27 protein-coding genes are annotated in these 23,071 nt (G+C 41.6%); 26 read left to right on the top strand and 1 reads right to left on the bottom strand.

The genetic code is table 11. From position 1 onward, the window contains the following. Nucleotides 1-6: 6 nt before the first annotated feature. Nucleotides 7-1,062, top strand: a complete 1,056-nt coding sequence (gene fni / locus MHI46_RS10515; RefSeq protein ID WP_251180431.1) for a type 2 isopentenyl-diphosphate Delta-isomerase — start codon at nt 7-9, stop codon at nt 1,060-1,062. Nucleotides 1,063-1,078: 16 nt separating this feature from the next. On the opposite strand, the gene MHI46_RS10510 is transcribed toward fni, so the two are convergent. Continuing rightward, nucleotides 1,079-1,210, bottom strand: a complete 132-nt coding sequence (locus tag MHI46_RS10510; protein ID WP_064497540.1) for a YpzI family protein — start codon at nt 1,208-1,210, stop codon at nt 1,079-1,081. 179 nt (nt 1,211-1,389) lie between these two features. Between MHI46_RS10510 and MHI46_RS10505 the strand changes: the two genes are divergently transcribed. From MHI46_RS10505 to trpA, 25 genes are all read left to right on the top strand, one after another. Continuing rightward, nucleotides 1,390-1,932, top strand: coding sequence for a hypothetical protein (locus tag MHI46_RS10505; protein WP_172881396.1), 543 nt, complete (start codon nt 1,390-1,392; stop codon nt 1,930-1,932). Next, complete coding sequence (locus MHI46_RS10500) at nt 1,929-2,813, top strand: YIEGIA family protein (RefSeq protein ID WP_039179575.1); 885 nt, start codon at nt 1,929-1,931, stop codon at nt 2,811-2,813. Before MHI46_RS10505 ends, MHI46_RS10500 begins: the two co-directional genes overlap by 4 nt. Before the next feature lie 6 nt (nt 2,814-2,819). Beyond that, nucleotides 2,820-3,014 (top strand): hypothetical protein, encoded by a 195-nt coding sequence (locus tag MHI46_RS10495; RefSeq protein WP_008344527.1) that lies wholly within the window; start codon nt 2,820-2,822, stop codon nt 3,012-3,014. A 159-nt stretch (nt 3,015-3,173) separates the two neighbouring features. Then, nucleotides 3,174-4,484, top strand: coding sequence for a ribosome biogenesis GTPase Der (der, locus tag MHI46_RS10490; protein ID WP_041085918.1), 1,311 nt, complete (start codon nt 3,174-3,176; stop codon nt 4,482-4,484). A 14-nt stretch (nt 4,485-4,498) separates the two neighbouring features. Then, on the top strand, nt 4,499-5,536 hold the full coding sequence (locus tag MHI46_RS10485; RefSeq protein ID WP_251180430.1) for an NAD(P)H-dependent glycerol-3-phosphate dehydrogenase: 1,038 nt from the start codon (nt 4,499-4,501) through the stop codon (nt 5,534-5,536). A 266-nt stretch (nt 5,537-5,802) separates the two neighbouring features. Further along, entirely contained in the window at nt 5,803-6,006 is a 204-nt protein-coding gene (locus tag MHI46_RS10480) for a DUF2768 domain-containing protein (protein WP_034280421.1), read from the top strand. A gap of 17 nt (nt 6,007-6,023) precedes the next feature. After that, complete coding sequence (locus tag MHI46_RS10475) at nt 6,024-6,749, top strand: hypothetical protein (RefSeq protein ID WP_106025039.1); 726 nt, start codon at nt 6,024-6,026, stop codon at nt 6,747-6,749. 204 nt (nt 6,750-6,953) lie between these two features. Further along, nucleotides 6,954-8,432, top strand: a complete 1,479-nt coding sequence (spoIVA, locus tag MHI46_RS10470; RefSeq protein WP_008344534.1) for a stage IV sporulation protein A — start codon at nt 6,954-6,956, stop codon at nt 8,430-8,432. Nucleotides 8,433-8,807: 375 nt separating this feature from the next. Further along, the gene (gene hbs, locus MHI46_RS10465) at nt 8,808-9,086 is read left to right on the top strand and encodes a non-specific DNA-binding protein Hbs (RefSeq protein WP_003215863.1); all 279 of its coding nucleotides are present in this window, start codon (nt 8,808-8,810) and stop codon (nt 9,084-9,086) included. Nucleotides 9,087-9,276: 190 nt separating this feature from the next. Further along, nucleotides 9,277-9,846 (top strand): GTP cyclohydrolase I FolE, encoded by a 570-nt coding sequence (gene folE / locus MHI46_RS10460; protein ID WP_003215789.1) that lies wholly within the window; start codon nt 9,277-9,279, stop codon nt 9,844-9,846. Nucleotides 9,847-9,870: 24 nt separating this feature from the next. After that, on the top strand, nt 9,871-10,101 hold the full coding sequence (mtrB, locus tag MHI46_RS10455) for a trp RNA-binding attenuation protein MtrB (RefSeq protein ID WP_008344541.1): 231 nt from the start codon (nt 9,871-9,873) through the stop codon (nt 10,099-10,101). A gap of 115 nt (nt 10,102-10,216) precedes the next feature. Continuing rightward, nucleotides 10,217-10,984, top strand: coding sequence for a heptaprenyl diphosphate synthase component 1 (locus tag MHI46_RS10450; protein WP_041085908.1), 768 nt, complete (start codon nt 10,217-10,219; stop codon nt 10,982-10,984). Nucleotides 10,985-10,987: 3 nt separating this feature from the next. Beyond that, nucleotides 10,988-11,692 carry a demethylmenaquinone methyltransferase gene (locus tag MHI46_RS10445; protein ID WP_251180429.1) on the top strand — a complete coding sequence of 235 codons (705 nt, stop codon included), beginning with the start codon at nt 10,988-10,990 and terminating at the stop codon, nt 11,690-11,692. A gap of 24 nt (nt 11,693-11,716) precedes the next feature. Further along, a complete protein-coding gene (gene hepT / locus MHI46_RS10440; protein ID WP_041085904.1) occupies nt 11,717-12,679 on the top strand; it encodes a heptaprenyl diphosphate synthase component II in 963 nt (320 codons plus the stop codon). A 129-nt stretch (nt 12,680-12,808) separates the two neighbouring features. Further along, nucleotides 12,809-13,255 (top strand): nucleoside-diphosphate kinase, encoded by a 447-nt coding sequence (gene ndk, locus MHI46_RS10435; RefSeq protein ID WP_024422808.1) that lies wholly within the window; start codon nt 12,809-12,811, stop codon nt 13,253-13,255. 145 nt (nt 13,256-13,400) lie between these two features. After that, entirely contained in the window at nt 13,401-14,180 is a 780-nt protein-coding gene (locus tag MHI46_RS10430) for a protein-glutamate O-methyltransferase CheR (protein WP_039179563.1), read from the top strand. Nucleotides 14,181-14,254: 74 nt separating this feature from the next. Beyond that, complete coding sequence (gene aroC, locus MHI46_RS10425; RefSeq protein WP_039179560.1) at nt 14,255-15,427, top strand: chorismate synthase; 1,173 nt, start codon at nt 14,255-14,257, stop codon at nt 15,425-15,427. Then, entirely contained in the window at nt 15,427-16,518 is a 1,092-nt protein-coding gene (aroB, locus tag MHI46_RS10420) for a 3-dehydroquinate synthase (RefSeq protein ID WP_338591472.1), read from the top strand. Before aroC ends, aroB begins: the two co-directional genes overlap by 1 nt. Further along, on the top strand, nt 16,515-16,898 hold the full coding sequence (aroH, locus tag MHI46_RS10415; RefSeq protein ID WP_024422804.1) for a chorismate mutase: 384 nt from the start codon (nt 16,515-16,517) through the stop codon (nt 16,896-16,898). Before aroB ends, aroH begins: the two co-directional genes overlap by 4 nt. A 231-nt stretch (nt 16,899-17,129) precedes the next feature. Beyond that, nucleotides 17,130-18,677 (top strand): anthranilate synthase component I, encoded by a 1,548-nt coding sequence (gene trpE, locus MHI46_RS10410; RefSeq protein ID WP_064497534.1) that lies wholly within the window; start codon nt 17,130-17,132, stop codon nt 18,675-18,677. Next, on the top strand, nt 18,649-19,671 hold the full coding sequence (gene trpD / locus MHI46_RS10405) for an anthranilate phosphoribosyltransferase (RefSeq protein WP_064497533.1): 1,023 nt from the start codon (nt 18,649-18,651) through the stop codon (nt 19,669-19,671). Before trpE ends, trpD begins: the two co-directional genes overlap by 29 nt. Then, nucleotides 19,664-20,416, top strand: coding sequence for an indole-3-glycerol phosphate synthase TrpC (gene trpC, locus MHI46_RS10400; RefSeq protein ID WP_064497532.1), 753 nt, complete (start codon nt 19,664-19,666; stop codon nt 20,414-20,416). Before trpD ends, trpC begins: the two co-directional genes overlap by 8 nt. Before the next feature lie 5 nt (nt 20,417-20,421). After that, nucleotides 20,422-21,081, top strand: coding sequence for a phosphoribosylanthranilate isomerase (locus tag MHI46_RS10395; RefSeq protein WP_064497531.1), 660 nt, complete (start codon nt 20,422-20,424; stop codon nt 21,079-21,081). Then, nucleotides 21,062-22,264 carry a tryptophan synthase subunit beta gene (trpB, locus tag MHI46_RS10390; RefSeq protein WP_251180424.1) on the top strand — a complete coding sequence of 401 codons (1,203 nt, stop codon included), beginning with the start codon at nt 21,062-21,064 and terminating at the stop codon, nt 22,262-22,264. The genes MHI46_RS10395 and trpB overlap by 20 nt, the downstream gene beginning before the upstream one ends. Further along, the gene (gene trpA / locus MHI46_RS10385; protein ID WP_247544545.1) at nt 22,257-23,060 is read left to right on the top strand and encodes a tryptophan synthase subunit alpha; all 804 of its coding nucleotides are present in this window, start codon (nt 22,257-22,259) and stop codon (nt 23,058-23,060) included. Before trpB ends, trpA begins: the two co-directional genes overlap by 8 nt. The last annotated feature ends 11 nt before the right edge of the window (nt 23,061-23,071 follow it).

Below are 23,071 nucleotides of genomic sequence, written 5' to 3'. Positions count from 1 at the left end.
TCAAAATTGACGCGAGCAGAAAGAAAGAAACAGCATATTGAGCATGCGTTGTCCACTGGCCAGCATGCAGCAACAGGTTTAGAAGATGTTTCCTTCGTTCACGCCAGTTTACCAGATCTTGCAACATCACAAATTGATACACATACGACAATTGGCGGACTGACTTTCGGTTCGCCAATTTTTATCAATGCAATGACTGGCGGGGGCGGAGAATCTACCTATGAGATCAACCGCTCTTTATCGATCGCAGCGAAGGAGACCAATATCCCAGTAGCAGTTGGATCACAAATGGCTGCACTGAAAGATAAAGAAGAAAGACGAACATATGAAATCGTTCGTAAAGTCAATCCGGATGGAATTGTATTTGCGAATTTAGGCAGTGAAGCGACGATTAAGCAAGCTCAAGAAGCAGTCAACATGCTTGAGGCAAATATGCTCCAGATTCACCTGAATGTCATCCAAGAGATTGTCATGCCTGAAGGGGATCGCGATTTCAGGGGGGCGCTTGAGCGGATTGCAGCTATCGCTCAATCTGTTGGTGTGCCTGTTGTCGTGAAGGAAGTCGGATTTGGCATGAGCAAGGAGACGGCAAGAAAGTTATTCCATGCTGGGGTTGCAGCCGTTGATGTAGGCGGATTTGGTGGGACGAACTTTTCTAAGATTGAAAATCTCCGCCGCCAAAAAGCACTTCGCTATTTTGATCAATGGGGGATTCCAACTGCAGCGAGTCTTGCTGAAGTACATACAGCCTTTCAGAATCAAACGATTTTAGCCTCCGGAGGTATCCAAGATGCTCTTGATGTAACCAAATCATTAGCTCTTGGCGCATCTGCTGCTGGTCTTGCTGGATTTTTCTTAAAATCATTGACCAGTGGAGGAGAAAGCGGCCTCATCGCAGATATCATGGATCTTCAAGAAGATATCAAGATGATGATGACAGTGCTTGGCGTGAAGACGATTGAAGAACTGAGACAAGCTCCAGTTGTGATCTCAGGGGAAACAAGTCATTGGCTCAAAGAAAGAGGCGTTGACACAACGTACTATAGTAAGAGAGGCATGTGATATCACATGCCTTTTTTTATTGATTTCTTTTTCGAGCGCTTTCTGGACCTTCTAATGCTGTTGCACCTTTATGATGAATGGATTGATCACGGTCAGATTCCACTCTTTTTGACGCCTTTAAACGCTTTTCCTGTCTATCTTTTCCCATCACTCATCCCTCCTCAATCATTAGGGTGTCACCTCTTGTTTATTTCATACAGAGCCGGTAACGATCCGCATGTTTAAAAATTGGAGATTTTCCCATAATGTAATTGAGGTGATGAGGCGTTGGAGGCTTTGTACTATTATTGGTCTATATGGTTCGTTTGGATTATGGTGACATTTATCATGGAAAAAAGTTTGTGGCGCAGCGTGCTAGGCATCTGTGTACTTGTCCATATTATATCCAGTCATTTCATGATATCCGTTTTAGATATGAGCATGAATGCGGGATTCTTGATGACTTTTTTATATGCATGTGCCGCTTTCGTCATATTCAGGCCTGGTTATCGATTCATGAGGATCATGCAGTTGGGCTCAATGGTGAGCGCGTATGCCTTTTTTATGATGTTTGCATTATATGACCCTGTTTGGTTCACGATAATAAAGGTGGATTGGGTCGTATTTGCCTTGCTGATCTTAATGTGTATGACATATGGACAGCCGTTAACGGAAAGAATCACCCTATGGATGATGTCAGTATGTCTCGGCGAAGCCCTTTATGCGCTGACGATTCACCGCCTTACATCATCAATTGTCATAGGGGATCTCTCTTTTCTTTCCTTCGTTGTGCAAGGAGCGGTCTTCCTATTAGGTGTCGATCAGCTTGAAAAGCTCTTCAACGCCCGTTCATCAAGAAAATCAGTAAAAGGGGCTGCAAAATCAACATGACAGACTATACGTTTCCTGTGATTATTGGTGTCATCTTTGGGATGGCGGCCAGACTTTACATGCTAAGAACCGATTACCGGCAATACCCTACGTATATTCATGGACAAGTGATTCACATTGCGCTTGGTTTTATTGCGTCAGGATTAGGTGCGATCATTATGCCTGCACTGATTCAGGAGGAATTTACGGCGATTACCTTTCTCACTTTGGCAGCCACGCAATTTCGCGATGTCAGAAATATGGAAAGAAATACGTTAACCCAAATGGATTCGTACGAGCTTGTCTCACGAGGCAGTACATATATAGAAGGCATTGCCATTGCCTTTGAAAGTCGAAATTATATTGCGATTCTCACTGCACTTATTACAACGACAGCCTGTATTTTCTTCTCGCTTGTTGTTGGAACAGTGGTCGGTATTCTTTGTTTTTTCATGGCAAAGCTATTAATGTCAGGCAGTCAATTAAAGGATATCGTCAATATTCAAAAAGGGGAACTTCGCTTTGATGGGGCAGGGCTTTATGTGAATGATATATACATTATGAATATCGGGCTACCTGAAAAGCAAAAGCTCATTTTAGAGCATGGGATGGGCTTTATTTTGACGCCGAAAAATTTCAACTCTGCTACAACGATTGCCAACCTTGGACAGCGGCAAGCCATTTTATTTGATTTATCGAACGTGCTTGGCGTGTATCGCGATTCTGGGGAACCATCGCTCTGTCCGCTCGCAAAACGTGATCTGAATAACGGCACACTTGGCGTGTTCATTTTACCGCAATGGTATCGTGAAGATTTGGCTGTCCGTGTATTAGAAGAGGTGCCTATTTTAGAAAATGCCATTCGAATGCCGACAGATTTCATTAAAAAGAAAGTGAGGTAATAGGGCATGGCGAACACCATTGAACAATTTATATTGGCTGTGGCGACAACAAATAAAGAGCGGGTCATTGGCGGAACAGCCGTTTTTTTCTGTGAAAATAAAGAAGAACTCGACATGTATGCCATGAATTTAGAGGCCATTTTAGATGGAATTGCACACGGCATTGGAGAAGATCTTTACTTGATTGTCAAACATTTTTAAGTTATTCATTGTGGTCTGATTAAAAATTGATATAATATATAAGTTGAACCCTTCATGTTTGAAGGGTTTATTTCATAAAACTGAATGAAAATTTTAAATCCCGGTTGAAACATGATGATGAACATATTGAATCGCGGCTGGATTGAAAGGAAGGGTACTATGGGTAAACCTGTCGTAGCCATTGTTGGAAGGCCCAACGTTGGAAAATCTACAATTTTTAATCGAATCGCAGGCGAAAGAATATCGATTGTAGAAGACACACCTGGTGTAACAAGAGATCGAATCTATAGCTCTGCTGAATGGTTAAATTATGACTTTAATTTAATAGATACTGGTGGAATTGATATTGGAGATGAGCCATTCTTGGCGCAAATTCGCCATCAGGCAGAAATCGCAATGGACGAAGCGGATGTCATTATCTTTATGGTGAATGGCCGAGATGGCGTGACATCTGCGGATGAAGAAGTCGCAAAAATTTTATATCGCACGAAAAAGCCAGTCGTACTTGCTGTCAATAAACTGGACAACCCTGAAATGAGAAGCGACGTGTATGACTTTTATGCGCTCGGATTTGGCGAGCCGTTTCCGATTTCTGGAACGCACGGATTAGGTCTTGGTGATCTGCTTGATGCAGTTGCAGAACATTTTAAGAATTTACCGGATACGCAATATGATGAAGAAGTTGTTCAGTTCTGCTTAATTGGCCGCCCGAATGTAGGGAAATCTTCATTAGTGAATGCCATGCTGGGAGAAGACCGCGTCATTGTCAGCAACATCGCTGGTACAACAAGAGATGCTGTCGATACGATGTTTACGTACAATCAGCGTGACTTTGTCATTGTTGATACAGCAGGTATGAGGAAAAAAGGGAAAGTATATGAAACAACAGAGAAATACAGTGTGCTTCGTGCATTAAAAGCCATTGATCGCTCTGATGTTGTCGCTGTTGTACTTGACGGCGAGGAAGGCATTATTGAGCAGGATAAACGAATTGCGGGCTATGCACACGAAGCTGGTAAAGCGGTTGTCATCATTGTGAACAAATGGGATGCTGTTGAAAAAGATGAGCGTACGATGAAGGAATTTGAGCAAAACATCCGTGAGCATTTTCAATTCCTTGATTATGCACCTGTCTTGTTTATGTCTGCTCTTACGAAAAAGAGAATTCATACATTAATGCCGTCGATTATCACAGCGAGCGAAAACCATGCAATGCGCGTTCAAACCAATATTTTAAATGATATCATCATGGATGCGGTGGCGATGAATCCAACACCGACCCATAACGGACAGCGCCTCAAAATTTACTATGCAACACAGGTGGCCATTAAGCCTCCGTCCTTCGTTGTGTTTGTAAATGATCCAGAGCTTATGCACTTTTCTTATGAGCGTTTCCTAGAAAACCGCATTCGAGATGCATTTGGTTTTGAAGGAACACCGATTAAAATATTTGCGAGAGCGAGAAAATAAAAAGGGTGAGCAGGATGAAGAAAGTTTCCGTACTGGGAGCAGGCAGCTGGGGAACAGCTCTTGCGCTTGTATTAGCTGATAATCATCATGATGTACACATGTGGGGACATAGACAAGAGCTCATTGATCAAATCAATGAGAAACATGAAAATCATGATTACTTGCCAAATGTCGAACTGCCAGCGTCTATTCAGGCGACAACCGATATGAAGCAGGCTTTAGAGGGGACAGAGGCGATTATTGTCGCTGTGCCAACAAAGGCCATTCGTGAGGTATTGAAGCAAGCAAATGAGCTGATTTCATCGAAGGTGCCGTTTGTGCATGTCAGTAAGGGAATCGAACCAGATACACTTCTTAGAATTTCTCAAATGATTGAACAAGAAGTTCCATCTGAGAAAAGAGAAGCTGTCGTTGTCCTATCAGGGCCAAGTCATGCAGAAGAAGTAGGTCTGCGTCATCCGACAACTGTTACTGTCTCATCAGAAAATATTGAAGCAGCTCAATTTGTTCAAGATTTGTTCATGAACAATCATTTTAGAGTGTACACCAACCCTGATGTGATTGGGGTAGAAATTGGCGGCGCATTGAAAAATATCATTGCTCTTGCGGCTGGTATCACAGACGGACTTGGATATGGTGACAATGCAAAAGCGGCGCTTATCACTAGGGGACTTGCTGAAATCGCACGTCTTGGCACAAAAATGGGAGGGAATCCCCTTACATTTGCCGGATTAACAGGTGTTGGCGATTTGATCGTGACATGTACAAGTGTTCATTCGCGTAACTGGCGCTGCGGGAATTTACTCGGTAAAGGATATAAGCTCGAAGAAGTGCTTGAAAAAATGGGGATGGTTGTCGAAGGCGTCCGCACAACAAAAGGCGCTTATCAGCTTTCTAAAGAATACAAGGTCAGCATGCCGATTACAGAGGCTCTTTACGGCGTCCTGTTTGAAGGGAAAAAGGTTGATGATGCTGTAGAATCTTTAATGGCACGTGTGAAAACACATGAGATGGAAGACCTTGTGAACATGTTTGAAAACCAAACAAAATAAATGGAAAGACTGAACTTAGGCATGTAGAGGATGCAAGAAGGGGAAGACTTGCATAACATAGCAATGAAGTTTGAATAGAGCTTTGCCTCTACAGAATGAGGAAAATAGTCGATCCAATGACTGAAGCAGAGTCCCCCTCTTTGCTTCAGTTTTTTTATGCGCTTTTTTCTGAATGATTGGAAAAATGATTGATATTTACCTTATTTTTGGTTTAAAATGAAATATAAACGCTTACAATTCGTTCGTTTTAAAGGGGGACAGGCACGATGAGTTTTGCTTTAATCAAGATGTGGTTTGCGCTTGGTTCAATGGGGCTCATGTTTTTAGCCGTAGTAACCATTTATTTCAGCAGGTTTAAGCTGAAAAGCAAATTTCTTAAAATAACGGCCTCAACCGTCGCATACAGCTTGATGCTGATATCAGGTATCATTGTGTTTTTAGTTGTCTTTAGCGGGCCGGTCAATGAATAAAGAAAAGGAAGAATGTGATGATCAAAGCAAAAGTCAGTGTCACGCTGTTAGCACTTATGTTATTAACAGGATGTCTGTATCCAGAAAATCGCAAAGCTGAGAACCGGGTGCCATACGAAGAGCAGCTGCAAAGTGTCCAGACAGCGATTGAGGAATTTCAAAAAGCAACAAATGGTCTTCTGCCTATAGAAACGAAAGAAGCAGACACGCCGGTTTATCAGAAATATGTCATCGACTTTAAGCGCTTGTCACCAAGATATTTACACGATGTACCGTCTACATCTTATGAAGGCGGGGGCGAATATATTTATGTCCTCACAGACGTCGAAAAGAAACCAACTGTGAAACTGCTTGATGTCAAAATGACGCAAACCATCAATGAATTACGTCTTAGGATCAAGATGTATCAAGATGAACATACATATCCGCCATACGGCAAAGTCGTATCAGCCAATTTATATACGTTAAATGAAAAAAAATTAGGATTAAAATCGCCGCCTGCGGTCATGAGTCCTGTGACAGGGAATTCCCTCCCATTACTGATTTCATCAAACGGTGACATCTATGTGGACTATCGCAGTGATTTTGCTCATATTTTGAAGAATACGAAGCAAAAGCTGAAACCAGGTGAAAACATTCAAGATGTATATTGGCAGGAAACTCCGTTTGTACCCGCGTTTTCTGTCCCATATACCATCAACAAAAAAGGTGAGCCTGCCTTTTTAGAAAAAAAGACGTCATAAACAAGAATGAACCTTTTTCCTCTGCATATAAATGAGGAGAAAGGTTTTTTTATGGCTAAACATACTCTCAAAACAAAAAGGTGTCATATTCAAATAGGACAACGTCATACACATATATTGTCCAGACACCTTTCAAGCACAGTTTGATTGAAGAATAGAGTATTTAATTTGAAAACGAGGATAGCAAGTCCGGGAGGGGATCACTTGGAAAAAGTCGATATTTTCAAGGATATCGCTGAACGAACAGGAGGCGATATATATTTAGGAGTCGTTGGCGCTGTTCGTACAGGGAAATCTACGTTTATTAAAAAGTTTATGGAGCTCGTGGTGCTCCCGAATATCAATAATGAGGCAGATCGTGCAAGAGCACAGGATGAATTGCCGCAAAGCGCAGCAGGAAAAACCATTATGACCACAGAGCCAAAATTTGTACCGAATCAAGCAGCATCTATTCACGTGAGTGACGGTCTTGATGTCAACATCAGGCTTGTCGATTGTGTGGGATACACTGTCCCTGGTGCGCGCGGGTATGAAGATGAAAATGGCCCAAGAATGATTAATACGCCGTGGTATGAAGAGCCAATCCCGTTTCATGAAGCAGCGGAAATTGGTACACGCAAGGTCATTCAAGAGCATTCAACAATAGGTGTAGTGATTACAACAGATGGTTCCATTGGAGAAATCCCAAGACATGATTATATTGAATCTGAAGAACGTGTGATTGATGAACTCAAAGAGGTTGGAAAGCCATTTATTATGGTTATCAACTCAGTGAGGCCATATCATCCTGAAACAGAAGCGCTCCGGCAGGAACTTAGCCAAAAGTATGATATTCCAGTACTCGCCATGAGCGTAGAAAGTATGAGAGAGCAAGACGTACTCAGTGTACTTCGTGAAGCATTATATGAATTCCCAGTTCTAGAGGTGAATGTGAACCTGCCAAGCTGGGTGATGGTGCTGAAAGAAGATCACTGGCTGAGAGAGAGCTATCAGGATTCAGTGAAGGAAACCGTAAAGGATATTAAAAGATTAAGAGATGTCGACCGTGTCGTTGGTCAATTCAGTGAATTTGATTTTATTGAAAGAGCGGGGTTAGCAGGAATTGAAATGGGTCAGGGGATTGCGGAGATTGACCTATATGCGCCAGATGATCTATATGATCATATTTTAAAAGAAGTCGTTGGTGTAGAAATTAGAGGGAAAGACCATCTGCTTGAGCTCATGCAAGATTTTGCTCATGCTAAGACAGAATATGATCAAGTATCAGACGCATTAAAAATGGTGAAGCAGACTGGTTATGGGATTGCAGCGCCAGCGTTGTCAGATATGAGTTTAGATGAGCCAGAAATCATTAGGCAGGGATCAAGATTCGGCGTAAGGTTAAAAGCGGTAGCGCCATCTATTCACATGATCAAAGTAGATGTAGAGAGCGAATTTGCACCGATTATCGGAACAGAAAAACAAAGTGAAGAGCTTGTCCGCTACTTAATGCAAGACTTTGAAGATGATCCGCTTTCGATCTGGAATTCAGATATATTTGGCCGCTCCCTCAGCTCCCTTGTCAGAGAAGGCATTCAAGCAAAGCTGTCTCTCATGCCGGAAAACGCAAGATATAAGCTGAAGGAAACACTTGAAAGAATCATCAACGAAGGTTCAGGCGGTTTGATTGCGATTATTTTATAGCAAGTGAGACCTCTCATTGATAGGGGTCTTTTTTTGCTTATTGAATGAGTCATAAAAAGACAATTGTATAAAGATTAGTCAGATTCAGGTTGAAATTAGGAATATTCGTTCGCAAAAGTGCCCTTAATCCTTGACGAATAAGGATTCTACCCTTTAAAATGCTTGATATGGTATTTCATATGTGTTAATCTACTTACAGAAAATCTTCACTTTGTTGGACAAACATTCCTTCAAAGAGATGTTTTCTAATGAAAAGCCATGTATAACGCTTTCTAGGACGCTCTTTTTTTCTAAAAAAGGGTATAGAAAGAAGATGAATTGTGAAGAAATGATAACAATCTATTGAATGCATATTTTTGGGAGGAGGTGAAAGGCATGAACAAGACAGAACTTATTAACGCGGTTGCTGAAGCAAGCGAGTTATCTAAAAAAGACGCGACAAAAGCAGTTGATTCTGTTTTTGATACAATTTTAGATGCACTTAAAAATGGTGACAAAATCCAACTTATTGGTTTTGGTAACTTTGAAGTACGTGAGCGTTCAGCTCGTAAAGGACGTAACCCACAAACTGGTGCAGAGATCGAAATCCCTGCAAGCAAAGTACCTGCTTTCAAACCAGGTAAAGCACTTAAAGACGCGGTGGCAGGTAAATAATCGTTATGTGTAATGATCCTGTTGAAGGAGTTATACATATACAGTTTCACACTGGTCTAGAAAAGCCCCTTTCATAAGGGGCTTTTCCTTTTGAATCAAAAGGTTCGTTTAGAACGCTCTCCTTTGCTTTTAGGATCTGAAGTGTGCTAGAATCTGAATGAAATGTAATCGCCTTTGGAGGATATAATACATGAGTGAAATAAATAAAGAATTAATCGAACACGCAGTACGCGATATATTAAAAGCAATCGGAGAAGATCCAGATCGTGAAGGACTTCTCGATACCCCAAAACGAGTCGCAAAAATGTATGAAGAAGTGTTTTCAGGATTAAATGAAGATCCAAAAGAACATTTTAAAACCATTTTTGGCGAAGACCACGAAGAACTCGTCCTTGTAAAAGATATTGCTTTCCATTCAATGTGTGAACACCACCTCGTGCCTTTCTACGGGAAAGCCCACGTTGCTTATATTCCGCGCGGCGGAAAAGTAACGGGACTTAGCAAGCTGGCAAGAGCTGTCGAAGCCGTGGCAAAACGCCCGCAGCTTCAGGAACGCATTACATCAACTATTGCAGATAGTATGGTGGAAACACTTAATCCGCATGGCGTGATGATTGTCGTTGAAGCAGAGCATATGTGTATGACGATGCGCGGAGTGAAAAAGCCAGGCGCTAAAACAGTGACCTCAGCAGTACGCGGCACATTTGCAAATGATGCAGCCGCAAGAGCAGAAGTGCTTTCCTTTATTAAAAACGACTAATTCAATAGATGGACGGTGAACAAAATGAGTGAAAATAAAGCATCTGATTTTGTGGTAATTAAAGCCATTGATAATGGTGTAAACGTCATCGGCCTAACAAGAGGCTCTGATACAAGATTTCACCATTCCGAGAAGCTCGATAAAGGTGAAGTGATCATTGCACAATTTACTGAGCATACGTCAGCGATCAAAGTAAGAGGCGATGCTGTCATTCAAACAAGCTTCGGTGAAATTCAAAGCGAAGCAAAGAAATAAAGAACTTGTATGCACTTGATAGCATAAAAGTGAGAGCTGATATGGTATAATAAATCTCTATACAATGTGCAGGTCTACATATGAAACTGTAATTTTTGGGACAAGGGTGATATCTTTGCAAGACATCTACGGAATTTTATCTAATCTAAATATAAAATTAAATAAAAAGCTTTCTCATCCTTATTTGGCGAAGCATTTACGCGCGCCACTCATCGATGAAGATAAGCTCCTTCTTTTTCATGCAATGTTTGATGAAGCTCAAATTGATGCAGAGAAAAAAGAAAATTATATTTTAACGGCGATGCTTGTGCAAATTGCCCTTGATACCCATGACGAAGTCACAACTGCTGCAGCCATCAAGCAAGACGAATTCAAAAATCGTCAGCTGACCATCCTGGCAGGAGACTATTTCAGCGGTCTCTATTATTCTCTTCTCTCTGACATGAAAGACATTTATATGATCCGCACGCTCGCTACGGCGATCAAAGAGATCAATGAACATAAAATTAGACTGTATGACCGGTCCATACAAGATGCAGCGCACTTTTACAAAAGTGTAGCTACAGTTGAATCTGCGCTTTTCCAAAGGATTTCTGAGCATTTTCAATTAACGCATTGGAATGAGATTGCAAGTCGTTTTCTTGTTTATAAACGTTTCATGAAACAAGCAGAAAATGACAAACATTTAAAACTTTTTTTGAACGATAGTTATACGGACGCCTATTCATGTTTTGACAACTTCGAGAATGAAGGCTATGAAAAGGCCAAACGGCCGATCAAGGAGCATCTTGTTTCATCTCCGGTCGTTCAAAAAGAGCTATTAAATCGCTTGGATCATATGAAAAATGAGCCTGCGTACCATCAGAAAGTGGAAGAAGGGTAAGTCATGCAGCAATCAAAAGAACAGCGAGTACACGGTGTATTTGAAAAAATTTATAAAAACTATGATCAAATGAACTCTGTCATCAGCTTTAAACAGCATAAAAAATGGCGTGATAAAACAATGAAGCTCATGAATGTGCAAAAAGGCTCTAAAGCATTAGATGTATGCTGCGGGACAGCCGATTGGACAATTGCGCTTGCAGATGCTGTTGGAGAAAAAGGCGAGGTCAAAGGCCTTGATTTCAGTAAAAACATGCTGAGTGTTGGAGAAACGAAGGTGAAGACTGGGGGCTACAGACAGATTGAATTACTTCACGGCAATGCGATGGAGCTCCCTTTTGAGGACAACTCATTTGATTATGTCACCATCGGTTTTGGTCTTCGAAACGTACCTGATTATTTAACGGTGCTAAAGGAAATGACAAGAGTAGTGAGGCCCGGAGGAATGGTTGTTTGTCTTGAGACATCACAGCCTGAGATGATCGGCTTTAAGCAGGGCTACTACATCTACTTCAAATACATTATGCCGCTCTTTGGTAAACTGTTTGCCAAAAGCTATCAGGAGTATTCATGGCTTCAAGAATCAGCCAAAACATTCCCTGGCATGAAAGAGCTGGCGGCTCTGTTTGAAGAGGCCGGGTTGTCTGATGTCTCGTATCATCCATTTACAGGCGGTGTAGCAGCAACACATATCGGAAAAAAGCTTTGAATAAACGATATTTGGGTGAAGATAATGAAACTAAAAGCAATGATCTCTTTTTTAAATCATGATATCGATATAATTGAAAAAGAGCTTGAACAAACAGTTCGCTCTGATTATGCATTATTAAGTGAAGCAGGTCTTCATTTGCTGCAAGCGGGCGGAAAACGAATCCGCCCCGTTTTTGTTCTCCTTTCAGGCATGTTTGGTGACTATGACATTAATAAAATAAAATATGTTGCCGTTGCCCTCGAGCTGATTCATATGGCATCACTCGTTCACGATGATGTGATTGATGATGCAGAGCTGAGAAGAGGTAAACCAACGATAAAGGCAAAATGGGATAACAGAATTGCCATGTACACAGGGGATTATATGTTTGCGAGATCACTTGAATACATGACAAAAATCAATCACCCAATGGCACATGAAATTTTGTCAAAAATGGTCGTTGAGCTCTGTCTTGGTGAAATAGAGCAAGTGAAAGATAAATACAATATGGAACAGAACCTGCGTACATATTTAAGAAGAATCAAACGAAAAACAGCCTTGCTTATTGCTGGCAGCTGTCAATTAGGCGCTATTGCAGCAGGTACAGATGAAAAAACACATAAAGCCCTCTATTGGTTTGGATACTATGTCGGCATGTCTTATCAGATCATTGATGATGTCCTTGATTTCACATCAACAGAAGAAGAGCTGGGCAAGCCTGTTGGAGGAGACCTTTTACAAGGAAATGTCACACTCCCAGTTTTATATGCACTGAAAAATCCGACACTAGAAGGTCAATTGAAGCTGATCAATAGTGAAACGACGGAGAAGCAGCTGAAGCCTGTCATTGAAAGCCTCAAACAAACAGATGCGATCGACCGCTCGATTCGAGTGAGTGAAATGTATTTGAAAAAAGCTTTTGAACAGCTCGACAAACTTCCTCGAGGACGAGCGAGAACGTCACTCGCCTCCATTGCAAAATATATTGGGAAACGAAAATTCTAATCAACGTTACGTTGATTGGTTTTTTTGTGAAATTTTTTGTCAAAAATTGATTATTATAAAAAAAAATGATACGATCACTTTGTAACAATGTAAGCCTATACATACATAACGACGGGGTGGAAAACGTATATGGACAAAACATTTCTTATGGTCAAACCTGATGGTGTGGAAAGACAATTAATCGGTGACATTGTGTCAAGATTCGAAAAAAAGGGGCTTCAGCTTGTTGGTGCAAAACTAATGAGTATACCAAAGGAAGTAGCAGAAACACATTACGGAGAGCATAAAGAAAAACCATTTTTCGGGGAATTGGTTGACTTTATTACGTCAGGACCTGTATTTGCAATGGTATGGCAAGGCGAACAGGTTGTAGACGTAACAAGACAAATTATCGGCAAAACAAATCCAAAGGAAGCGCTTCCAGGCACAATAAGAGGAGACTATGGATTGACTGTTGGGAAAAACATTATTCATGGGTCAGACTCACCAGAAAGTGCTGAAAGAGAAATTAACTTATTCTTCAAACAAGAAGAACTCACAAGCTGGGATCAAACCATCTCAAGCTGGATTTATTAAGGTTCAAGCCAAGGTGTTCATTCAATGAGCACTTTGGCTTTTTTTATATTGAACTTTCTACACGAAATTTCGTATGAGAAGATACAAATTTTCGATAAAAACAGCTATACTAGGACAAAGATAGATGAGACAGGAGAGGACATTGATGGATCCATATCAAGTATTTGTTGGAAAATGGAAAAAACTAACCGGGGTTGATCTGAATTTATATAAAGAAGCACAAATGAAACGAAGATTAACATCACTTTATGATAAAAAAGGATTTAAAGATTTCGAAGCATTCGCGGCCGCGCTTGAAAAGGACAGAGCACTATTAGATGAGACGATGGACCGCATGACAATTAATGTGTCAGAATTTTACCGAAACTATCAGCGCTGGGAAGTACTTGATCAAAAAATCCTGCCGCTGCTTTCGAAAAATGGCGGCACTTTAAAGATTTGGAGCGCAGCATGTTCGACTGGAGAAGAGCCATATACACTCTCCATGCTGCTGTCAAGCCATCCTCTTGTGAAAGATTTTCAAATTATTGCAACTGACATTGATGATAAAGTTCTGCAGTCAGCTCAAAAAGGCAGATATCATGAACGCTCTCTGCAAGAGGTACCAGATCATATCAAGCAAAAGTATTTCACAAAAGAAGATTCCTCATTTTACACTGTGAAAAATGAGGTTCGAAAGCATATTCAATTTAAGAAGCACAACCTTTTAGCTGATCCATATGAAAAACAGCTTGACCTTATCGTTTGCCGAAATGTACTGATTTATTTTACTGAAGAGGCGAAAGAAGAAATTTACTTGAAAATGAGCAGTAGTTTAAAACAAAATGGCGTATTATTTGTTGGTTCAACAGAGCAAATTTTTCACCCAGAAAAGTTTGGACTGACATCTGCTGATACTTTCTTTTATCAAAAGAAGGGTATGTAGCTGACTTTTTAGTAGTAAGTGTGTTATTATATTTTTACTTAAAAGCGTTAATGCGATGAAGGGAGATTAAGTCAATGAGGTACTTAACAGCAGGTGAATCACATGGTCCACAATTGACCACAATTATTGAAGGAGTTCCAGCAGGACTTTACATAGAGCAGGATGACATCAATTATGAATTGGCTAGAAGACAAAAAGGTCATGGCCGAGGAAGAAGAATGCAGATCGAAAAAGATCAGGCAAAAGTGTTAAGTGGCGTTCGCCACGGGAGAACATTAGGTTCGCCAATCGCTCTTGTTGTTGAAAATAACGACTGGAAGCACTGGACAAAGGTGATGGGGGCAGAGCCGATCACAGAAGAAGAAGAAAGTGAAATGAAGCGTCAAATCTCTCGTCCAAGACCAGGACATGCGGATTTAAATGGTGCGATTAAATACGGACATCGTGATATGAGAAACGTATTAGAGCGCTCATCAGCCCGCGAGACAACTGTTCGCGTAGCAGCAGGCGCAGTTGCCAAACAAATCTTGGCGCATCTAGGGATTAAAGTAGCTGGCCACGTTCTTGAAATTGGCGGAGTGAAAGCAGCTCATACAGCATACGAGTCTATTGAAGATTTGCAAAAGGTAACAGAAGAATCACCTGTTCGCTGCTATGACAGTGAAGCAGGTCAGCAAATGATGGATGCAATTGATGAAGCGAAGAAAAACGGCGATTCAATTGGCGGAATTGTTGAAGTCATCGTTGAAGGAATGCCGGTTGGGGTTGGCAGCTATGTTCATTACGACCGTAAATTGGACAGCAAGCTTGCAGGCGCTGTACTTAGTATCAACGCTTTTAAAGGGGTTGAATTCGGTATTGGCTTCGAGGCAGCCTCTAAAAATGGCAGTGAGGTCCATGATGAAATCATCTGGGATGAAGAAAAGGGCTATACGAGAAAAACAAACCGCCTAGGTGGTCTTGAAGGCGGAATGTCAACTGGAATGCCAATTGTCGTAAGAGGGGTTATGAAACCAATCCCAACGCTTTATAAGCCGCTTCAAAGCGTTGACATTGAAACAAAAGAACCTTTCTCAGCAAGTATTGAACGTTCTGACAGCTGCGCTGTTCCTGCCGCAAGTGTTGTTGCAGAAGCAGTTGTGGCATGGGAAATTGCCAATGCAGTTGTGGAGCAGTTTGGCCTTGACCAAATCGACCGCATTAAAGAAAATGTTGAAAAAATGCGCCAGCTTCAGAGGGAATTTTAATGAAAACACTGGAAGTTAAGACGTCTTCAGCCACTTATCCTGTATTTATCGGTGATGGGATTAAACGCAATATCGTCGACTTGATAACTTCCACTGGGCATTCCTATACGAAGCTCTTAATCGTCACAGATACAGCTGTTGATGCCATTTATGGTGATGAGATGGTTCGCTTACTTCAAGAGAAGTGGCCTGTGAACAAAGTGGTTGTGCCAAGCGGAGAGCAGTCAAAATCCTTTGCCGAATTTGAGCATATTCATACGAAAGCCATTCAATTTCAGCTTGATCGTTCCTCCTGCATTATTGCGCTGGGAGGCGGTGTGATTGGAGATTTGGCTGGATTTGCTGCTGCCACTTATATGAGGGGCATTGACTTTATCCAAGTTCCGACGACGCTGCTGGCACATGACAGTGCAGTTGGCGGGAAAACAGGGATCAACCATCCGCTCGGTAAAAATTTAATCGGTGCGTTTCATCAGCCAAAAGCTGTGATCTATGATACTAGTATGCTTGAGACTTTATCTCAAATTGAACGAAGATCAGGCTTTGCAGAAGTCATCAAACATGCATTGATTTCTAGTGAAGACTTTTTATCAGAACTAATGTCCATTCGTTCTTTGTCGGATTTATCAAAGAGTGAGCTGGCACATATGCTGTATCAAGGCATTCAAGTCAAAGCGTCAATTGTTCAAGAAGATGAAAAAGAACAAGGCGTGCGTGCATTTTTGAATTTAGGCCATACACTTGGGCATGCCATCGAAGCAGAATACGGATACGGCGTCATCACGCATGGAGATGCCATTGCAATCGGAATGCAGTTTGCGCTGTATGTGAGCGAAAAGCAGCTGGGGCTCAGCCTTAATCGTTTGGAACTAAAAGAGTGGATGCAAGAGCTTGGATTCCCTGTACAAGTCACACCAGATATTTCAACGAAAACATTTGTTGACCGGATGATTGGTGATAAAAAAGCAAGAGGGGGCAGTGTTCAATTTGTTTTATTAAAACATATTGGAGACGTCACTTTACAGTCTTTCACAAAAGATGAGCTGCACTACTGGCTCGAAGAATGGAAACGGGAGGAGGGATGTCTATGATGTTTCGCGGGATACGTGGGGCTACAACTGTGATAGAAGATACAGAAACTGAAGTGTTAAACAAAACGAAACAGCTGTTAGAAGCGATTATTTCAAGAAACCAAGTAGATCCAGAACGTGTCGTGCAGATCTTGATTTCAGCTACACAAGATATTCACTCCGTTTTTCCGGCAAAAGCACTTCGTCAGTTTGAAGGATGGACATATGTACCGGTTACTTGCATGCAGGAACTAGACATTGATGGCGGTTTAAAGCAATGTATTCGTGTCTTAATGACTGTCCAGACAGATACAAAGCAGGAAGACATACAGCATGTGTACTTGGAAGAAGCTGTGACGCTTCGCCCTGATTTACAGTTGACAAAAAACAAGGAATTATAATACGATATGAACAGCCGAAGTTTACACACAGGTGTAAACGGCATTGCAAGCTTAGAGAAGATGAGAATGAGACTAGGGTAGTTGAGATGAGTAGAGTTGAGCAGAGATACGATACTTCTATTTAATCATACTGCCTAAAAGAGAAACCCTCTTTTAGGCTTATTTCGTATACTCATACAAAGCCTCTATATGTCCCCTCATTCTCCTTAATCCCATTTAAGGAGTGTGCTTATGAATTCCCAATCAAACTTGACCCAATTTTTAAAGGACAGTGAGTCCTACAAAACGATCCCAATTGTTGAAACCATTACAGTCGATACGCTCTCACCGATTCAAATTGTTGAAAAACTCAAACAAGATATTGTGTATTTGCTAGAAAGCAAAGATGAGTCTTCCAGCTGGTCGAGATATTCTTTCATTGGATTGCATCCGTTTTTAACCTTACATGATGACCAAAACAAATACATTGCACGTGACGCTTCGGGGCAGGAAGTCATGCAAAAGCAAGAGCTGAAAGAACTGCTGGATTGGATGAAAGAGCAATATCAAATCAAAGCGCCAAATATTGATATCCCATTTACAGGCGGGGCTGTTGGGTACTTAAGCTACGATCTGATTCCAAACATTGAACCTTCTGTCAGGCCTCATCGAAACGCATCGCTGGCAGATAATTGCACATTATTTGTCTGCCAAACGATGATCGCCTTTGATCATGAAACGAATCATGTTCATTTTATCCAGTACACCCAGCTAACCGGACATGAAGCAGAAGACGAAAAAATACGCGCTTACAAAGAAAATCAAAAACAGCTTGAACAGATGATTCACAAGCTCCATTCAAAGACTGATATGAAAGAACTGATTTTAACAGGGAATATGAACGAGCCGCCATCTTTTGAACATGTGACGTCAACCTATGAAAAAGCGCAATTTTTAAAGGACGTAGAAAAAATCAAAGAATACATTCGAGCGGGTGACATTTTCCAAGGTGTCCTCTCGCAGCGATTTGATATCCCTGTATCAGTGAGTTCATTTGAGTTATACCGCGTGCTTCGGATTGTGAATCCATCTCCATATATGTATTTTATGAAATTAAAAGATCGTGATTTAGTCGGCAGCTCGCCAGAACGATTAATCCATGCCAAAAACGGGCATCTAGAAATCCATCCTATTGCAGGCACAAGAAAAAGAGGAAGAACAAGAGAAGAGGATGCTGAGCTAGCAAAAGAGCTACTTGAAGATGAAAAGGAAAAAGCGGAGCATTACATGTTAGTGGATCTTGCCAGAAATGATGTAGGCCGTGTGGCAGAATACGGCAGTGTGTCCGTACCGACCTTTACAAAAGTAGTGAATTTTTCACATGTCATGCACATTATCTCCATTGTGACAGGAAAGCTAAAGCGGGATACACATCCAGTCGATGCGCTCATGTCCGCTTTCCCAGCAGGCACATTAACAGGTGCCCCGAAAATAAGAGCGATGCAATTATTAAATGAAATGGAGCCTGAGCCAAGGGAAACGTATGGCGGTTGTATTGCTTATATTGGATTCGACGGCAATATCGACTCCTGTATTACCATTCGTACGATGAGCGTCAAAAATCAGACCGCTTCTATACAAGCAGGCGCCGGCATTGTGGCTGATTCTGTCCCAGAAAACGAGTGGGAAGAGACTTGTAACAAGGCAGGGGCACTTCTGAAAGCCATTCAGCTTGCGGAACATATTTTCTCAGAAAAGGAGAGTGTGCAGGATGAATCACCGACTATCAGCTCTTGTTAATGGAGGCTTTCTATCAGAAAATGAAGCAAATAAACTCATGCATGATATGATGAGCGGCTTTTTAACAGATGCTGAAGTCGCTGCAAGTCTTTCCATTTTAGCGCATAGAGGAGAAACCGCTGAAGAAATGACTGGCTTCGTGAAAGCCATGCGGCAAAATGCAGCACCAATGGAACGATCGCTTGATGTTGTTGATACTTGCGGCACGGGAGGCGATGGACTCTCAACCTTTAATATATCAACTGCCGCTGCGATTGTCGCTTCCGCTGCTGGAGCCAAAATCGCCAAACACGGAAATCGATCAGTTTCTTCTAAAAGCGGGAGTGCCGATGTACTAGAGTGTCTTGGGATTCACATTCAATCCACACCGGAAGAAACAAGAAGACAAATACAAGAGAAAAACATGGGCTTTTTATTTGCACCATTGTATCATTCATCTATGAAACAAGTAGCCACAGTCCGCAAGCAGCTCGGCTTCCGGACGGTATTTAATCTATTAGGCCCGCTTTGCCACCCAATGCAAGCCAAAAAGCAAATCATCGGCGTCTACTCAAAGGAAAAGGCAAAATTAATGGCAAAAGCCCTTGCGCCATTAGAGCCAGAACATGTGCTGTTTGTTTGCGGAGAAGATGGGCTGGATGAATTAACGATTACAGCAAATTCATATGTGATTGAACTCAAAAAAGATGTCATGACAGAATATACACTCAATCCAGAAGACTTTGGGCTGCAAAAAGGATATTTATCAGATATTCAGGTCCAATCACCGGAAGAGAGTGCTAAATTGATTCAGAATATATTGAATCATCAAACAGTAGGGGCGCCGCTTCATATTACAGCCCTGAATGCTGGAGCGGCTTTATATGTCGCAGGGAAGTCAGAAAGCCTCATGGCAGGAACATTAAAAGCGATTGAAACGATTAAAAACGGCGCAGCCAAAGAACAATTGGCTCGTTTAAAACAAAAAACGAGAGAGGAAGAGATCTATGCTTAATCAAATCATTGCCCGCAAAAAAGAACATGTCCAAACATTGCAGTTACCAGTGGATGAACACTTTGAAAGTCGATCATTTAAAGAAGCACTCATGAATCCTCATCGCTCAATTGGTCTAATTGCTGAGGTGAAAAAGGCGTCTCCTTCCAAAGGAATTATTCAACCAAATTTTGATCCTTTACAAACAGCAAAAGCTTACGAAAAATCCAACGCTGATTGCTTATCTGTTTTAACGGATGAACCATTCTTTCAAGGAAAAAATGAATACTTATCCCTCATTAAAAAACACGTAGATCGTCCAATTTTAAGAAAAGATTTCATCATTGACTCCATACAGGTAGAAGAGTCAAGACGTATAGGAGCAGATGCCATTTTATTAATTGGAGAAGTACTTGAGCCGCAAAAGCTGCACGAGCTCTATGCTGAAGCGAAAGAGAATGGACTTGATGTCCTTGTCGAAGTACATGCAGCAGATACACTGGAAAATATTTTAAAGTTGTTCACTCCTGAAATCATTGGAGTGAACAACCGGAATTTAAATACATTTACAACAACAGTTGAACAAACAAAAGAGATTGCCCCCCTCGTTCCAAAAGAGGTCTTACTAGTGAGTGAGAGCGGGATTCAAACATTTGATGATCTAACCTTTGTGAAGAATCATGGAGCGGGTGCAGTCCTTGTAGGAGAATCATTAATGAGAGAACAATCACAAGAAAAAGCCGTTCAGACATTGTTTGGAGAATAAACAGGATGAAGCCTTATGTAAAATATTGCGGGGCAGTATCACAAGAAGATGTGGAATGTATTGCGCAATCTCACGCAGATGCCATCGGATTTATTTTTGCTCCAAGTAAAAGACAAGTCCAGCCAGATCAAGTGAAACAATGGCTCACCCAAACAAAGTGTAAGAAAAAGATTGCCGGTGTATTTGTAAATGAAAAGATTCAAAAAGTGCGCGAGATCACAAAACAGATACCTTTAGATATCGTACAGCTTCATGGAGATGAAACGCAGGATGACGCAAAAGAAATCAAACAACAAACAGGGGCTGTCGTTTGGAAAGTGTTCCATCACGAGCCCGATGTAACAAGAACGCTTGAAAAAATGACGTCATTTGCGCCTGTTGTCGATGGCTTCCTTATTGATGCAAAAGTAAAAGGGATGAGAGGCGGCTCTGGAACAGCTTTTGCTTGGGAGGCAGTGCCTCTATACGTTAAACATGCAAAACGGCTGGGGAAGACTTGCGTAATTGCAGGCGGCATCACACCAGAAACGATAGCAGATCTGCTCGCCTATGGTCCAGAAGCGATCGATCTTTCAAGCGGAATAGAAGAAAACGGAAAAAAAAGCAGCGCTAAGATCGAAGCGCTCGAAGAAAGGATGTTAAATGATGTACGAATATCCAAATGAAATTGGCAGATACGGAGAATTCGGAGGGAAATTTGTCCCAGAAACGCTCATGCAGCCACTTGCAGAAATCGAACAGGCATTTCGTGAATTAAAAAAAGATCCTGCTTTTCAAGCAGAATATGTATCACTACTTCAAAACTATTCAGGCAGACCAACTGCGCTTACATATGCTGACCAAATATCAGCATACCTCGGCGGCGCAAAGATCTATTTAAAAAGAGAAGATTTAAACCACACAGGTGCTCATAAAATTAACAATGCGCTTGGGCAGGCCCTGCTTGCGAAAAAAATGGGGAAATCAAACATCATCGCGGAAACAGGCGCAGGTCAGCACGGAGTAGCTGCTGCAACGGTGGCCGCAAAGTTCGGGTTATCCTGCACGGTCTTTATGGGAAAAGAAGATGTGGAAAGACAATCACTCAATGTCTTCCGAATGAAACTGCTTGGCGCTGAAGTCATACCTGTCACAAGCGGAAATGGTACATTAAAAGATGCAACAAACGAAGCCATTCGCTATTGGGTTCAGCACTGCAGTGATCATTTTTATATGATCGGCTCCGTTGTAGGCCCTCATCCGTATCCTCAAATTGTCAGCGAGTTCCAGCGCATGATTGGTGATGAAGCAAAAGAGCAGCTGATTGAAAAAGAAGGAAGACTTCCTCATAAAGTGATTGCTTGTGTTGGCGGCGGAAGTAATGCCATTGGAATGTACCGGGCATTTTTAGATGAAGAGGTAGATATCATTGGTGTAGAGGCAGCTGGAAAAGGAATCGATACGCCGCTCCATGCTGCAACCATCACGAAAGGAACCAAAGGTGTGATCCACGGGTCTTTGACCTATTTAATCCAAGACGAATTTGGCCAGATTATTGAACCATATTCGATTTCCGCTGGTTTAGATTATCCAGGAATTGGACCAGAGCACGCCTATTTACATGCGAGCGGACGGGTTCAATATGTGAGTGCGACAGATGAAGAAGCACTAGATGCCCTAAAACTGCTGACTGAAAAAGAAGGAATACTTCCAGCAATTGAATCTGCACATGCGCTAGCTAAGGCGTTTGAGGTAAGCAAGACGATGAATGAAGATGAAATCGTCCTTGTCTGCCTGTCAGGAAGAGGCGATAAGGATGTGCATACATTAATGAACGTGCTTGAAAGTGAGGGAAAACAAAATGATTAGATTTCAATTAGAGCAAGGAGAAAAATTATTCATCCCATTTATCACAGCAGGAGATCCGTCAGAAGATATCACGATTGATTTAGCTATCTCCCTTCAAGCAGCCGGTGCACATGCGATTGAACTCGGTGTTCCTTATTCCGATCCACTAGCGGACGGTCCTGTCATTCAAAGAGCCTCCAAAAGAGCTCTAAATCATGGCATGAATATCGTAAAAGCGATAGAATTAGCAGGGAAGATGAAAAAAAACGGTGTAAAAATTCCTGTAATTCTATTTACGTATTATAATCCTGTGTTACAATTAGACACAGAATACTTTTTCGCTTTACTGCGCAAAAATCATATTTCGGGACTCCTAACACCCGACTTGCCGTTTGAAGAGAGCAGCGAGCTGCAAAAGAACTGTCAAACACATGACATTTCATATATTTCACTCGTTGCACCAACAAGCAAGGAACGATTAGTAAACATTGTAGAGCAGGCAGAAGGTTTTGTGTATTGTGTTTCATCTCTTGGTGTAACAGGTGTCAGACAATCCTTTGACGCGTCAATTACAGATTTTATTCAACAAGTGAAACAGCTGAGTCACATACCGGTTGCGGTCGGTTTTGGCATCTCAACAAGAGAGCAGGTAGACTCAATGAATAAACTGAGTGACGGCGTCGTTGTCGGCAGTGCACTTGTGAAAAAAATTGAAGAGCTTCAAGAACAATTGCTAGAAAGTGATACACGTCAAGAGGCTTTAAGAGAATTTGAAACATATGCAAAAACATTTAGTCCCCTCTATTCATTCAAATGAGGTGAAACATT

The sequence above is a fragment of the Bacillus sp. FSL K6-1000 genome (assembly GCF_038630785.1).
Taxonomy (GTDB): domain Bacteria; phylum Bacillota; class Bacilli; order Bacillales; family Bacillaceae; genus Bacillus; species Bacillus safensis.
The sequence above is the reverse complement of the archived record's forward strand: the minus strand, read 5'-3'. Positions and strand labels throughout refer to the sequence as shown.